Origin of the sequence: Cobetia amphilecti, assembly GCF_032923285.1 — a bacterium.
Lineage (GTDB): Bacteria > Pseudomonadota > Gammaproteobacteria > Pseudomonadales > Halomonadaceae > Cobetia > Cobetia amphilecti.
The window spans coordinates 1,453,042-1,467,635 of sequence record NZ_CP136695.1 but is presented as its reverse complement, the minus strand read 5'-3'; the positions used below and the strand labels follow the sequence as shown (position 1 = coordinate 1,467,635).

Below are 14,594 nucleotides of genomic sequence, written 5' to 3'. Positions count from 1 at the left end.
AGACCGGAAAGCAGGACAAGACTCGCGTCCTGATCGCTTCCCCTCAGCATACGACCGCGGGCCTCGGCTCCACAATCCGACTATCGCGTAAACTTACTACATTTTTCCAAATGCCCTTTTCCCAATACCCTGCGACGACGCCCTATCACCGAACCAGCGGCGTCACCGGACGCGCTGCTGACGCCGCACCCTCGCCCTGTCGCGCCTGCTCAGCCACACGCTCCCGGCGCTTGGCCTCATCCCAATGCGCATCCATCTCGGCAAGCGACGCCTCATCCAGCGTGCGCCCTTGCCCTGCGATCGCGGCTTCCACATGGCGGAAGCGTGATTCGAAGCGCGCATTGGTGGCGCGCAGCATCTGCTCCGGGTCCGCCTTGAGGGTGCGCGCGAGATTGACCACCGCGAACAGCAGATCCCCGACCTCCTCGCGCGCATGGGCCGTATCACCCTCGGCCAGAGCTTCCTCGACTTCGCCGAGCTCCTCACGAATCTTGGCCAGCACGCCACTCGTGTCAGGCCAGTCAAAGCCCGAACGCGCGGCCTTCTTCGAGAGCTTGGCCGCCCGCGTCAGCGCCGGCAGGCCAATTGGCACGCCATCCAGCACGCTGTCGCCGGCAGTCTGGCTGGCAGGCGCGTCAGCGAACTCCTGCTGCTTGAGCGACTCCCACTGGGCGTTGAGCGAGCCTTCGTCGACCTCATGAGTGGCGATGCCCTCCCGGCGCGATGCGAGGGTGCCATCCGGGAAGACATGCGGATGGCGGTGCAGCATCTTCTCGGTCAGCACATGGATCACGTCGTGGAAATCGAAGCGTTGCTGCTCACTGGCGATCTGGGCGTAGAAGACGCCCTGAAACAGCAGGTCACCCAGTTCCGCCGGCAGCTCCTCGAGCACGCTGGCATCGGCTGCGGCGCGCTCGATGACATCGGCGACCTCATAGGCCTCCTCCAGGGTGTGCGGCACCAGGCTCGCGTAATCCTGGCGGCTGTCCCACGGGCAGCCGTACTGCGGGTCACGCAGCACGGCCATCAGGGTCAGCAGGTCATCGAGGGTGTAGCGCGTATCGGCTTGCCTGCCTGCATCGACATCGACACTGGCATCCAATCGGCGACTCATGCCTTGTCGCCCCCGACCCGCAGGCGCTTGACGTCGATGATGTTGGGCAGCTGCTGGATGCGGGCAAATACGCGCCCCAGCACATCGAGATTCTCGACTTCCAGCGTGATCTTGAGCGTGGCGATGTTGTCGAGCTGATCGGTGCGCGTGTTCACCGACAGCACATTGACCTTGTCGCCGCTCAGCACATTGGTGACATCGCGCAGCAGACCGGAGCGGTCCCAGGCCTGGATCTCGATATCGACCGGATACTGATTGCGCGAGCGCTGACCCCAGTCGACATCGACGATGCGACGCGGCTCGTCCGAGCGCAGCTGGATCAGGTTCGGGCAGTCCTGACGGTGCACGGTCACGCCGCGCCCCTGGGTGATGAAACCGGCGATCTGATCGCCCGGCACCGGGTGACAGCAGTTGGCCATGGTGGTCTTCAGATTGCCGACCCCCAGCACCATGACGGCGTCGGGCTTTTCCTTGCCCTGCGGCTTGCGCTGGCGCAGCAGACGCTCGAGCTGCTCCTGATCATCGGTGTCGCCGAACAGCTGCTGGGCCTGATGCAGCACCTGGCCGACGCGCAGATCGCCCGCGCCGATGGCGGCGTACATGTCATCACGCGTCGGGTAATTGACGGCGTTGGCCAGCTTGTCACGGTCGAGATTCTCCAGCGCCAGCCGCGAGAATTCCTTCTCGAGCAGCGCCTTGCCCTCATCGACGTTCTGGTCGCGTGCCTGCAGCTTGAACCAGGTCTGGATCTTGGCGCGGGCCCGCGAGGTGCGTACATAGCCCAGATTCGGGTTGAGCCAGTCGCGGCTCGGGCCGCCCTTGGTGGCGGTCAGGATCTCGACCTGCTGGCCGGTCTTGAGCTTGTAGGTCAGCGGCACGATGCGCCCGTCGACCTTGGCACCCCGGCAGCGATGGCCGACCTCGGTGTGCACGCGGTAGGCGAAGTCGATCGGCGTGGCGATCTTGGGCAGGTCGATGACATGCCCCTCCGGCGTGAAGACGTAGATGCGGTCCGGCGCGACATCGGAGCTCAGCCCCTGACGGATCGCCTCTTGGCCGCCGTTCTCGCCGACTTCGTCCTGCCATTCGAGCACCTGACGCAACCAGGCGATCTTGTCCTCGTAGCTGCGGCTCTTGTGGCCGACATCGTGGCCCTTGTAACGCCAGTGGGCACACACGCCCAGCTCCGCCTCCTCGTGCATGTCGAAGGTACGGATCTGGATCTCGATGACCTTGTTGCTCGGCCCCACCACCGCAGTGTGCAGTGACTGGTAGCCATTCTTCTTGGGGTTGGCGATGTAGTCGTCAAACTCATGCGGCACGTGGTGCCAGCGCGAGTGGACGATCCCCAGTGCCGTGTAGCAATCACTGACGGTGCCGACCAGAATCCGTACCGCGCGCACGTCATACACCTGGGAGAAGGCGATGCGCTTGATCTTCATCTTCCGCCAGATGGAGTAGATGTGCTTGGCACGGCCCGCGACATCGAAGTGCTTGATGCCCTGCTCGCTCATCAGAGTGCGCATCTCGACCAGCAGGTCGGCGATGTAGTGCTCACGCTCCAGGCGCTTCTCGGACAGCTGCTTGGCGATGGTCTTGTATTCATCTTCCTCGCGGTAGCGGAAGGACAGGTCCTCCAGCTCCCACTTGAGCTGACCGATGCCCAGGCGGTGCGCCAGCGGCCCGTAGATATCGAAGACTTCGCTGGCCACGCGCATGCGCTTCTCGCGCGGGGCATCCTTGACGTGACGCAGGGCGACGGTACGTTCGGCGATCTTGATCAGCGCGATGCGCACGTCATCGATCATCGACACCAGCATCTTGCGCAGATTGTCCTGCTGGTCATGCTGCGCCATGCCATGGCTCGGCGCCTGCAGCTGACTGATGGCGGCCATGTTGAGCACGCCATCGATCAGGCGGGCCACTTCCTTGCCGAAATGCTTCTCGATGGCCTCAAGCCCCAGATGCCCTTCACGTACCGCGCGATAGAGCACGGCCGCGACCAGCGCCGGCTGATCGAGCTTGAGTTCCGACAGGATGTCGGCCATCTCGAGACTGAAACGGAAACTGCGCAGCGGCTCGCGCCACGGCTTGTCACCGCGGGCGTCCGCCTCGCGCGCCACCTTGAGCGCCACTTCACAGGCCTGCACCATGACCTCGGCATTCACCGACGGGACTTCCTCGCGCAGTCGCGCGACCCACACCGGGATGTCCACACCACCGCTATCGGTCAGCGGCTGATCTTCGCGCACCTTGACCATGACCCTATGTCCTTGAATATCTTGCCATCTTGATGACAGTGCCCGAGGGCACCGCCTCAGTCTTCCGCCCGCTCCAGCAGCAACATCGACTCCAGATGTGCCGTGTGAACGAACATGTCCGCCATCAGGGCACGCGTGACGCGATAACCGGCGTCCTGCAACAGCCGTGCATCACGCATCAACGTGGTCGGGTCACAGGCGATGTACAGCACACGCTGCGGCACTCGGCTGACCCTCCCAGCATGCAGATCACGTGCCAGCTCCTCGCAGAGAGGCTGAGCGCCATCACGCGGCGGGTCTAGTACCAGAAGGTCGATACCCTCGAGTGACGGCAGGGCCTTGCTCAGGTCCGCTCGACGTGCACTCACCTGCGCCAGTCCGTTGGCTTCGGCATTGACCCTCAGCTGATCGACCATGCCCTGACTGCCCTCGATGCCCGTCACCTCACTGGCGCCGGCCGCGGCAGCCGCCAGGGTCAGGTTGCCGACACCGGCGTAGAGGTCCATCACCTTGAGGCCACTGACGTCGCCCAGCCATTCGAAGGCGGTGTCGATCAGGCGCTGATTGAGCGCCGCATTGACCTGCACGAAGTCGCCCGGCGAGAAGGCAAGACGCAGCGTCGTTGCGCCGATATTCAGCGAATACGCTGCGTTCGGCGTGCCCGACAGCCACTCCAGCACCACCGGATCACGTCCGACCCGCCAGCCGACCACCAGGCCGTGCTGCTCGGCGAAGGCCTGCCAGCGCTGCGCATCACGCGGCACCGCCTTGAGCTGGCGCACCACCACGATGACCTGCCCTTCGGCAGCGGCCAGCTCCAGATGGCCCAGACGCTTGGGCGCCTCGAGGCTTTCGATCAGCTCACGCAGCGGCGCGAGCAGGCGGTCCAGCTCCGGCACCAGCACGCTGCAGGTGGTGATATCGACCAGCTGGTTGCTGCCGCGTCCCCGGAAGCCGAACTGCAACTCACCGGCATCGGTCACGCGTACGCCGATACGCGCGCGGCGGCGATAACGGCTTTCATCTTCGCCCAGCGGCTGAATCTCGGGCAGCGTCACGCCATTGCGTGTCGCATGTTCGCCCAGCACCTGCACCTTATGAGTGCGTTGTGCATCCAGCGCCATATGCTGCAGATCACAGCCGCCACAGCTGCCGAAATAGGCACAGGGCGGCGTCACGCGACTGTCAGCCGCGTTGTCACGTGCACGCACATGCGCCTCATTGAAGCGCTTGTGGGTGCGGTGGATGGCCAGCGTCACGCGCTCGCCGGGCAGGGCCTGATCGATGAACTGGGTCTTGCCGCTCTCGTCATGGGCGATGCCGCGCCCATCATGGGCCAGGCGGTCGACCGTCAGCCACTGGCTGTCGGCGTCGCTGGCATTGCGGGTGCCTCGACTGGCCACTTCCTTCTCGCGACGGGTCGGCTTGCGCGCCGGTCGCTTCTGTCCGAGCAGCGCCATCAGGAACGCTCCCCTGCGACGGCTTCATTGTGGGGCGTGTCCTGCTGAGTCATGTCGTCGTCCTGGGTATAGAGGCCTGTCGAGAGATAGCGGTCTCCCCGGTCACAGACGATGAACACGATGACCGCATTCTCGACCTGCTCGGCGAGCTTGAGCGCACCCGCCAGCGCACCACCGGAGGAGACACCGGCCAGAATGCCTTCTTCGCGCGCCAGGCGACGCATGCAGACTTCGGCTTCGTGCTGACCGATATCCAGCGTGCGGTCGATGCGTGAGGCATCGAAGATCCGCGGCAGATATTCGGCAGGCCAGCGGCGGATACCCGCGATGCTGGCACCTTCGGCAGGCTGCAGGCCGACGATCTCGATGGCCGGATTCTGCTCCTTCAGATAGCGCGAGGTGCCCATGATGGTGCCGGTGGTGCCCATCGAGGACACGAAGTGCGTGATGCGTCCGTGGGTCTGCTGCCAGAGTTCCGGCCCGGTGGTGCGGTAATGCGACAGCGGATTGTCCTGGTTGGCGAACTGATCCAGCGCCTTGCCCTCGCCACGCGCGATCATCCCCTCGGCCAGGTCCCGTGCGTGCTCCATGCCATCGGCTTCGATCAGCGTGGCCCCGTAGGCGCCCATCGCCTGCTTGCGCTCGCTGGAGGCACTGGCCGGCATCACCAGCACCATGCGGTAGCCCTTGATGGCCGCCGTCATGGCCAGCGCGATGCCGGTATTGCCGGAAGTCGCCTCGATCAGGGTATCGCCGGGAGAGATCTCGCCGCGCGCTTCCGCCTCCTGGAACATGGAAAGCGCCGGACGATCCTTGACCGAACCGGCGGGGTTGTGACCCTCCAGCTTGGCCAGCAGCACATTGTTGCGGCCTGCGGTGATGCGCGTCAGGCGCACCAGCGGCGTGTTGCCGACGACATCTGCAAGGCTGGGATAATCGGACGCGCCAGGGTTGGCGTCACCGGGGGTTTCGCTGAGATGAGACATGAGAGGCAGACTCCAGAGACGCCGCGCCCGGACAGCCGAATGACAGCGGTCAGGCGCTGGCATCGCGACCAAGGACGAACGGGGGGCCGCGTCGGGGTGTAGATGATGCGCGCAGTATATCGCTCCCGCCCAGCCCTGTCAGGGCGCTCGCCATCGCTTCGCTCAAGAGCGCGAGGTATGCTTGCCGCTGATGCTCGTTCGCCCTTTGACGATGGATTGCCATGCTGCTTCGTACCCGATTCCAGCTTGCCCTCTTGCTGCTGCCCCTCGCCACCAGCCTGATGTTCAGCCTGTATGCGGTGGACCGCGAGATCAGCGGTGAGCGCCTGGCCATGATGGAGCGCCTGCAGGCCAGCATGCAGGCCATCATGCCGGGCATGGCCAACGCCGCCCTCGCCGCTGACGACCAGCGCCTGCACGAGCAGGCCCAGATGCTGATCGACCAGCGCGACGTGCGCGCCCTGACGCTGCGCACCGCCAACGGCGGCGCCCTGTTGCATCTCGGCCCCAGCCAGCGCCCGGAAACCAGCACGCTGGTCGAGAGCCAGGCCTACCCATCGGACCCGGACTCGCTGGTGATGGTGATGCCGGTCATCGACCCGTGGCGCGAGACGCAGCGCGGCGAGCAGATGTCGTGGCTGGTACTTGAGGCCTCCGACACCCGTCTGGTGCTGCATCGCTACCAGCTGCTGGTCGGCTACGGGCTGGCCAATCTGGTCTTCGGGCTGGCGCTGCTGCTGCTGGCCTTCCATGGCTCGCGCCGCATGCTGCAGCCGCTGCATGAACTGGGCGAGGCCCTGACCTGTCTGGCGCGCGGCGAGACACACCGCCAGCTGCCGGTGGCAGGCAATGACGACCTCAGCGAGCTGGCCGAGAACTACAACCGCAGCGTCGAGCAGCTCAAGCGCGCCCGCGAGGACATGCAGGACCAGATCGAACAGACCACCCAGGACCTGCACGAGTCGATGGAAACCGTCGAGATCAAGAACATCGAGCTCGACATGGCGCGCCGCAAGGCGCTGGAAGCCAACCGCATCAAGTCGGAATTCCTGGCCAACATGAGCCATGAGATCCGCACCCCGCTCAACGGCATCATCGGCTTCAGCAACCTGCTGGGGCGCAGTGATCTGGACAACCGCCAGCGCGACTGGCTGGGCCACATGCAGAATGCCTCCTCGAGCCTGATGTCATTGATCAATGACATTCTCGACTTCTCCAAGATCGAAGCCGGCAAGCTCGAACTCGAGAAGGTGCAGATGGACATCGAGCCGCTGATCGAGGAAGTGCTCGCCATGCATGCCCCGGAGGCCCATCGCAAGCATCTGCATCTGCTCGGGCTTGTCTATGACGACGTGCCGCAGCGCTTCGAGGGCGACCCGCTGCGCATCAAGCAGGTGGTGACGAATCTGGTCGCCAATGCCGTCAAGTTCACCGAGCGCGGTGAAGTCATCGTGCGCGTGATGGTGGATGACCTCTCCGGCAGCAACACCCGCCTCAAGATCGCGGTGGCAGACACCGGCATCGGCATGGACAGCGCCCAGCGCAATCGTCTGTTCCAGGCCTTCTCGCAGGGAGACCCGTCACGGGCACGCCAGTTCGGCGGCACCGGCCTGGGGCTGATGATCTCCAAGCGACTGGTCGAGCAGATGGGCGGCGAGATCCAGGTCGACAGCCTGCCCGGCCACGGCTCCACCTTCCTGTTCAGCGTGCCGGTGGCGGTGAGCAGCATCGAGGAGCGCCCGCGCGAAGTCGTGTTCGATCATCAACGCATCTGCCTGATCGAGCCGCACTCGGCCACCCGTCGCGCCCTGAGTTACCTGCTGACCCGCTGGTCACTGACGCTGGTCGGCATCGAAGAGCAGCCGGACCTGGTGGTGGTCGCGCTGGAGAGCCGCGACCTCAAACGGCTGGATGAATGGGGCGCGCGCCTCAAGCACCTGCCGTGTCGCGTGCTGGGCCTGCTGAACGCGCCCCTGCCCGCCGACGCCGAGAACCTGCAGCAGTACGGCATCGACGAGGTGGTCAGCAAGCCGGTCACACGCCTGCAGATGCGCCACAAGCTGGCCAATCTGCTGCATTCACCTCACCGCGACCCGACTCAGGCGCCGCGCAGCGCCTCCTTCACCTCGTTCGAGCCGGCCACACGCGAGCAGGACGCAAGCACGGCACCAGCCGCCAAGCCCACCGCCACGTCTGATGCGAGCGCCACGCCTGTCAAGACGCCACCGGCCGGCCCGCGGCCTGAGCTCACCGCCCAGCCTGCGAGTCAGGAAACGTCCGCACAGCCTCGCAAGTGCGTGATGGTGGTCGACGACAATCCCTCCAACCGCCTGTTGGCCGAGGAGCTGTTGACCGACATGGGGCTGGACACCCTGGCCGCCCAGAGTGGCGAAGAGGCGCTGGCGCTGGCTCAGGAGCAGGTCGTGGATGCCGTCCTGATGGATATCCAGATGCCGGGCATGAACGGACTGGAAGCCACCAAGGCACTGCGCCATCAACATCGCGAGGGCAACCGCCACCTGCCGGTGATCGCCCTCACCGCCCATGCATTGGCGCATGAACGGCGAGAGCTGCTGGCGGAAGGCATGGATGATTACCTGATCAAGCCCATCGACGAGGGCCTGCTGGCCAACCTGCTCAGCCGTCATCTGGGCATTTCGCTGAACCCGCCACCGCAGGCCGCGCGGTCATCCAGCCAATCGCGCAGCCCTGCCCGCAGCCAATCGCGCAGTCCAGAACGCAACCAACCGCGCAGCCCTGCTCGCAGTCAGGCGACGTCTGCCTTGCCGCCGGGAGTGAAAGACACTGCCAGCCAGGCCGAGTCCTCGCCGCCGGCAGCGCCGCTGCCCCGCTCTGCCGCGAAGAGTCAGCTCAGCCTGGAGCAGGACGCCGACCTGCCGGTGGTCGACATGGCGCTGGGCGTGGAGATGGCCGGTGGCCGCGAGGCCCTGGCTCTGGAGATGCTGGGGCTGTTGATCGAGAGCCTGCCGGAGAGCGAGGCGAGGATCCGCCGCGCCTGGCAGGCGCGTGACAACGAGGCGATGCTCGATGGCGTGCATTATCTCAACGGCGCCTGCCGCTACTGTGGCGTGCCACGCCTGGCACTGCTGGTGGAAGCGCTGGAGACCCGCATCCGCGTCAGCGGCCTGTCGCGGCTGGAAGAGGATGTCGAGGCCCTGTTCGCGGCCATCGACAGCCTGATCCAGTGGTCGCACAGCGATGAGGCCAAGGCCTTGCTCGCCGCGCCGCTTGAACCGGCTAGCCCCGACGGTGAGGCGCCTGAGACGGCTGAGACGCCGACAGCGTCCCCTGTCGAGACCTCGCCCTCATCCCCGCCCGCCACCGCGCCCTCGAATGCACCCGCTGAGCCATCCGACACAGGCTCGTCATCGGTAAGCAAGCCACAGACAAGCGGGCCACAGACAAGCGAGCCCCAGTCCAAAAACCAGCCCTGAAAAACCAGTCCTGAAAGACCAGCCCTGCACAAACGACAACGCCACCCGCTGCCGCAAGGCAGGGGTGGCGTTGTCGTTTCGAGCGCCGTGTTCAGAGACGCGATCCAGCGCCAGATCGAAGGAGGCTAACGCTCCAGCACCACGAAGGCGATGGCCTGATCACGCTCATCACTGATCGACAGGTGCAGATGGCGGATTCCCGCCCGCGCGGTCAGGGTTTCCGCCTCATCAGACAGCTTGAGCGAGGGCTTGCCCAGGGCGTCGTTGACCACCTGAATCTGGGTGAAGCGCATGCCCTGACGCAGGCCGGTGCCCAGCGCCTTGACGAAGGCTTCCTTGGCCGCGAAACGCTTGGCCAGAAAAGCCGCCGGCTGAGGGTGATCGGCAAAGCGCGCCAGCTCCTCTTCCCCCAGCAGTCGGCGCGCAAAGCGCTCGCCGTGGCGCGCCATGCCTGCCTCGAAGCGCTCGATACGCGCGATGTCCGTGCCTATGCCGACGATCATCCGCAGCAGCCTGAGCCCTGCACATGCTCATGGTCATCACCGTGTTCGTGGTCATGGTCATGGTCATGATCGTGCGCATCCAGCGCGGCCATCAGGCCCGCTTCCTGGCCTGCGATGCACAGACGCTTCATCTCGATGACGGCCTCCTTCAGGCCGACGAACATGGCGCGCGCGATGATCGCGTGACCGATGTTCAGCTCGTTGAGCCCGGAGATACCCGCGATCGCCTCGACGTTGTGATAGTTGAGGCCGTGACCGGCATTGACCACCAGCCCCAGCTCGTTGGCCAGCTCCGCGGCGGCCGCGATACGCTCGAACTCGACACGCGCCGTCTCGCCCGTGGCATCGGCATAGGCGCCGGTATGCAGCTCGATGACCGGCGCACCGGCCTCGAAGGCGGCACGGATCTGCTCCGGCTCCGGGTCGATGAACAGCGAGACTTCACAGCCCGCCGCTGCCAGACGCTCGCAGGCGGCGGTGATGCGCGCCAGATCACCGGCGACATCCAGTCCGCCTTCAGTGGTCAGCTCTTCGCGCTTTTCCGGCACCAGACACACGTTGGCCGGCTGGACTTCCTCGGCCAGCGCCAGCATTTCTTCGCTGACGGCCATCTCGAGGTTCATGCGCGTGTTGAGCACCTCGGCCAGAATGCGCACGTCGCGCTCCTGGATGTGGCGACGGTCTTCACGCAGGTGCACGGTGATACCGTCGGCACCCGCCTCTTCCGCGACCAGCGCGGCCTGGACCGGGTCCGGATAGCGGGTACCACGCGCCTGACGCAGTGTGGCGATGTGGTCGATGTTGACCCCGAGCAGGATGCGCAGCGGATGCATGATCAGCTCCTAACGATGAACAAGAGAACAGGCATGGCGACGAGGGCCATGCCGAAGACAGGTCGCGCAATACTATCATGCGTCACGCCGCAGCCGGACAGTGTCGCCACGCCTGATGACGTCAGTCGGACTGACGACTCTGACGCCGCCTGGCCGTCAGCTGCATCATCAACTCGCGCGAACGCAGCGGACGGTCCCCCAGCAGCGGCGCCAGCGCACGTCGCGCCAGCCACAGGCTCTCGCGGGCAAGCCCTGCATGGCCCCAGTCTTCACTGGCCAGCAACTTCAAGGCGCGGCCTTCGATGCCTGCCGCGCCTGGCGGCTGCGCCTGAAAGCGACGTTCACTGACCACATAGTCATAGCGCACGTCCGGCATCAAGGGGCTGTCATCCAGGCCGCGAAATTGCGGCAGTTGTTCCAGCGCTTCCAGCAGACTGTATTCCAGTCGTCTGAGCGCGGGGGCGCGTCTGGCGGGCAGTGCCACTTCATCCAATGTCAGCGAGTAGAGCGCGAACAGCTCCGGCACCGGCATTTCCACCGGCAGCGTGCGGGTCAAAAGCTCATTGGCGTAGAACCCGCACAACAGCCCCTCGCCCGCCAGCAGACTGGCGCTGCCGCCGGTCTCCATCAGGTTGAGAGTCTTGAGATCGCTCTCGCCACGCCAGGTGACATGCAAGGGCGTGAACGGCTGCAGTCGGGCACGCGCCTTGCTGCCCGGGCGCTGAACGCCACGCGCCACCGCGCGCACCCGTCCGTGTTCGAGGGTCAACAATTCGATGATGGCACTGGTTTCACGGTAAGGCTTGCGATGCAGCAGGAAGGCCGGTTGCGGCGTCATCAGGCAGGCTCACGTCAGACGGTGGCTTGGCAAAAAAAGCTGGCAGAAGGACTGGCAGAGGGGCTGGCAGAGGGGCTGGCAAGAAACGAGACCGCCTGGACAGGGCCAGGCGGTGCGCGGCAGAGACCGCGAGAACATCGAATCGGCGACGGGCGGCACACGGCAGTCACGCCCCTTTGGGATCGCCACCACCCTGCACCGCTCGCGCGACGTCGTCAGTCCTTGTCGTGGGTGTAACCCAGACTCTTCAGGGCACGCTCGTCATCCGACCAGCCACGCTTGACCTTGACCCACAGGTTCAGCATGACCTTGGCGTCGAAGGCGCGCTCCATCTCGAGACGCGCTTCACGGCCGATGTTCTTGATGCGCTCACCATTCTCGCCGATCAGGATCTTCTTCTGACCCTGACGCTCGACCATCATCAGCGCGCTGATGTGCAGGGTGCCGCGCTGATCGGTCTTGAATTCCTCGATCTCGACGGTCATCTGGTAGGGCAGTTCATCGCCCAGCTGACGCATCACCTTCTCGCGCACCAGCTCGGAGGCCAGGAAGCGAGAGCTCTTGTTGGTGATCTGGTCGTCCGCGAACATGTGCTCGCCCTGTGGCAGACGCTTCATCACGTTCTCGAGCAGCAGATCGATGTTGGTGCCGTTCTTGGCCGACATCGGAATGATGGCCGCGAAGTCACGACGCTCCTGCAGGCTCTGCAGCCAGGGCGCGAGGGTGGTCTTGTCCTTGAGCCAATCGATCTTGTTGACCACCAGGATCACCGGCGCCTTCACGTGGGCCAGCTTCTCGAGCACGATCTGGTCTTCTTCCATCCAGCGGGTGCGGTCGACGATGAAGACGACGGCATCGACGTCACGCAGCGCCTGGGTGGCGGCCTGGTTCATGAAGCGGTTGATCGCCTTGTTGCGATCGCGCTGCATGATGTGGATCCCCGGGGTATCGACGAAGACGCACTGGGTGCCCTCTTCGGTGTGGATACCCATCACCTGGTGACGCGTGGTCTGCGGACGACGCGAGGTGATCGAGACCTTCTGGCCCAGGATGTGGTTCATCAGCGTCGACTTGCCGACATTCGGGCGACCGACGATGGCGACGAAGCCACAGCGGGTGTCCGGCAGCGGCTGATCGCTGACACCGGCGGCGGCCAGCATGCCCTCGAGGGCATCCGGCGTGCCGGCGCCGTTATCAGTGGAGTGATCAGGGGCGTCGCCGCTCGGGGTGACGTTGTCTTCTGGGGTATGGCTCATGAGCGGCCTCCGCGGGCAGGTTCGAGCAGTTGCAGCGCGAACTCGGCCGCCTGCTGTTCAGCATGACGGCGGCTGGAGCCGACGCCTGTGGTCTTGGTGTCGATCATCTCGACGTGGCAATCGACGCTGAAGGTCTGCGAATGCGCTTCGCCTTCGACGCTGGTCACCTCATAACGCGGCAGTGCCGCCTGACGCGATTGCAGGAATTCCTGCAGACGCGTCTTGGGGTCTTTCTGGGTGTCCTGAAGATTCAGCGCTTCAAGACGGGTGGCGTACCAGCGCAGCACGTGTTCACGTGCCACCTGCATGCCGGCGTCCAGATAGATGGCGCCGATCACGGCTTCCACGGCATCGGCCAGAATGGACTCGCGACGGTGACCGCCGCTTTTCATCTCACCGGAGCCCAGACGCAGGTTCTCGCCGAGATTGAATTCACGCGCCAGCTCCGCGAGGGTCTGGCCCTTGACCAGACGCGCACGCAGGCGTGACAGCTGGCCTTCACGGGCCTGGGGGAAGCGCAGGAACAGCGCTTCGGCGATCACGAAGTTGACGATGGAATCGCCAAGGAATTCGAGACGCTCATTGTTCTGGCCACCATAGCTTCGATGGGTCAGAGCCAGTTCCAGCAGGCTCGCATCCTCGAAGGTGTGGCCGATACGCTTTACAAAGGCATTCAGCGGGCTACTCACAGGTCTCCCTACTCTCTTTTTGTCGCTGACGCCCGCGGGCGTCCTGTCGAATGGTGCATCAGTCATGCTGGCTGATGCCTGTCGTCTTCGACATGTCTCGCGATGCCCGAAGCCTACGCGGCTTGAGGAGTTGCCGATTGCCACCATCCCAATCCGATATTCGTCAGCCGCGCTGCCCGCAAGCTTGTGGCCACGGGTCCGACATGATGAACAGCAGGTTGACATGGCAGGCACGACGCATCGTCCCATGTCGAAAATCCGCACTGATAAGGCCGGCGGGCCAATGTGGCCCTGCCAGACACGACCGGGCCGCCTCTCGGCGGCCCGGTCAATGCACTGATCAATGAATCAGGCGTACCGAGGAAAAGTCCGGGAACCCTTCTTTCCAGTGCATCCACACCGCCACCGCCTTGCCGACGATGTTCTCTTCCGGCACGAAGCCCCAGTAGCGGCTGTCGTTGGAGTGATCACGGTTGTCACCCATCACGAAGTACATGCCTTCCGGCACCCGGATCTCGCGCATCTGCGGGCCGGGGTCCTGAGGGTTATTGTAGATTTGATGGGCGTGTTTCCCCAGTGTCTCATCCAGCAGGTCTTCACCGGACTGTTCACTGGAGTTGCGCGCATTCAATGTCTTGTCGATGGCCTCACCATTCACGTAGAGCTGCTTGCCTTCGTAGCGAATGGTATCGCCCGGCAGGCCGACGACGCGCTTGATGAAGTTGGTGGACGGATCCTCCGGGAAACGGAACACCATCACATCGCCACGCTCCGGCTCGCCAACTTCCAGCACCTTGGTGTCGACCACCGGCAGGCGCAGGCCATAGTCATACTTGTTGACCAGGATGAAGTCGCCGATCTTGAGCGTCGGCAGCATCGAGCCGGACGGAATCTGGAACGGCTCGAACGCGAAGGAGCGCACCACCAGCACCAGCAGCAGTACCGGGAAGAAGGACTTGGCATAGTCCACCGGCCACGGGTCGCGCGCCAGCTTCTCACGCGTGCCAGCGTCCAGTTCTCCTTCGACGGAGGCCTCGGCCTTGGCCACACGCGCCTTGCGCGCACTGCGCAGGGCAACCAGGTCTATCAACCACACCACGCCGGCTACCGCTACGGCAATCACCAATACAAGCGAGAAATCCATCGTTGTCCCTGTCTGCCCTGGGTCTTGGTGGCAAGCCGCCAGACGGCGGCCTGCC

At 64.6% G+C, this 14,594-nt stretch carries 11 protein-coding genes; 1 reads left to right on the top strand and 10 read right to left on the bottom strand.

Features of this window, described 5'->3' with window-relative positions; genetic code table 11:
* Positions 1–145 precede the first annotated feature (145 nt).
* Genes mazG through cysM form a run of 4 tightly spaced genes read right to left on the bottom strand, consistent with a single transcriptional unit; the run spans position 146 to position 5,821 of the window.
* On the bottom strand, positions 146–1,114 hold the full coding sequence (gene mazG / locus R1T44_RS06285; protein ID WP_153635284.1) for a nucleoside triphosphate pyrophosphohydrolase: 969 nt from the start codon (positions 1,112–1,114) through the stop codon (positions 146–148).
* Positions 1,111–3,375, bottom strand: coding sequence for a GTP diphosphokinase (gene relA, locus R1T44_RS06280; RefSeq protein WP_043331860.1), 2,265 nt, complete (start codon positions 3,373–3,375; stop codon positions 1,111–1,113). Before relA ends, mazG begins: the two co-directional genes overlap by 4 nt.
* A 56-nt stretch (positions 3,376–3,431) precedes the next feature.
* The gene (locus tag R1T44_RS06275) at positions 3,432–4,835 is read right to left on the bottom strand and encodes an RsmD family RNA methyltransferase (RefSeq protein ID WP_317292774.1); all 1,404 of its coding nucleotides are present in this window, start codon (positions 4,833–4,835) and stop codon (positions 3,432–3,434) included.
* A complete protein-coding gene (gene cysM / locus R1T44_RS06270) occupies positions 4,835–5,821 on the bottom strand; it encodes a cysteine synthase CysM (RefSeq protein WP_153635282.1) in 987 nt (328 codons plus the stop codon). Before cysM ends, R1T44_RS06275 begins: the two co-directional genes overlap by 1 nt.
* Before the next feature lie 221 nt (positions 5,822–6,042).
* Here cysM and R1T44_RS06265 point away from each other — a divergent pair, with 221 nt between their 5' ends.
* Positions 6,043–9,276 (top strand): hybrid sensor histidine kinase/response regulator, encoded by a 3,234-nt coding sequence (locus tag R1T44_RS06265; protein WP_153635281.1) that lies wholly within the window; start codon positions 6,043–6,045, stop codon positions 9,274–9,276.
* A 125-nt stretch (positions 9,277–9,401) separates the two neighbouring features.
* Here R1T44_RS06265 and acpS read toward each other — a convergent pair whose 3' ends face one another.
* The 6 genes from acpS to lepB form a co-directional block, all read right to left on the bottom strand.
* Positions 9,402–9,779, bottom strand: coding sequence for a holo-ACP synthase (gene acpS, locus R1T44_RS06260; protein WP_153635280.1), 378 nt, complete (start codon positions 9,777–9,779; stop codon positions 9,402–9,404).
* Complete coding sequence (gene pdxJ, locus R1T44_RS06255) at positions 9,776–10,612, bottom strand: pyridoxine 5'-phosphate synthase (protein ID WP_153635279.1); 837 nt, start codon at positions 10,610–10,612, stop codon at positions 9,776–9,778. Before pdxJ ends, acpS begins: the two co-directional genes overlap by 4 nt.
* 121 nt (positions 10,613–10,733) lie before the next feature.
* Positions 10,734–11,450: a DNA repair protein RecO gene (recO, locus tag R1T44_RS06250; protein WP_153635278.1), complete on the bottom strand. Its 717-nt coding sequence runs from the start codon at positions 11,448–11,450 to the stop codon at positions 10,734–10,736.
* Between the two features lie 215 nt (positions 11,451–11,665).
* Entirely contained in the window at positions 11,666–12,610 is a 945-nt protein-coding gene (gene era, locus R1T44_RS06245) for a GTPase Era (RefSeq protein WP_052384345.1), read from the bottom strand.
* Between the two features lie 92 nt (positions 12,611–12,702).
* Entirely contained in the window at positions 12,703–13,395 is a 693-nt protein-coding gene (rnc, locus tag R1T44_RS06240) for a ribonuclease III (RefSeq protein ID WP_043331866.1), read from the bottom strand.
* A 340-nt stretch (positions 13,396–13,735) separates the two neighbouring features.
* Positions 13,736–14,539: a signal peptidase I gene (gene lepB, locus R1T44_RS06235; protein WP_054554987.1), complete on the bottom strand. Its 804-nt coding sequence runs from the start codon at positions 14,537–14,539 to the stop codon at positions 13,736–13,738.
* Positions 14,540–14,594: the final 55 nt, after the last annotated feature.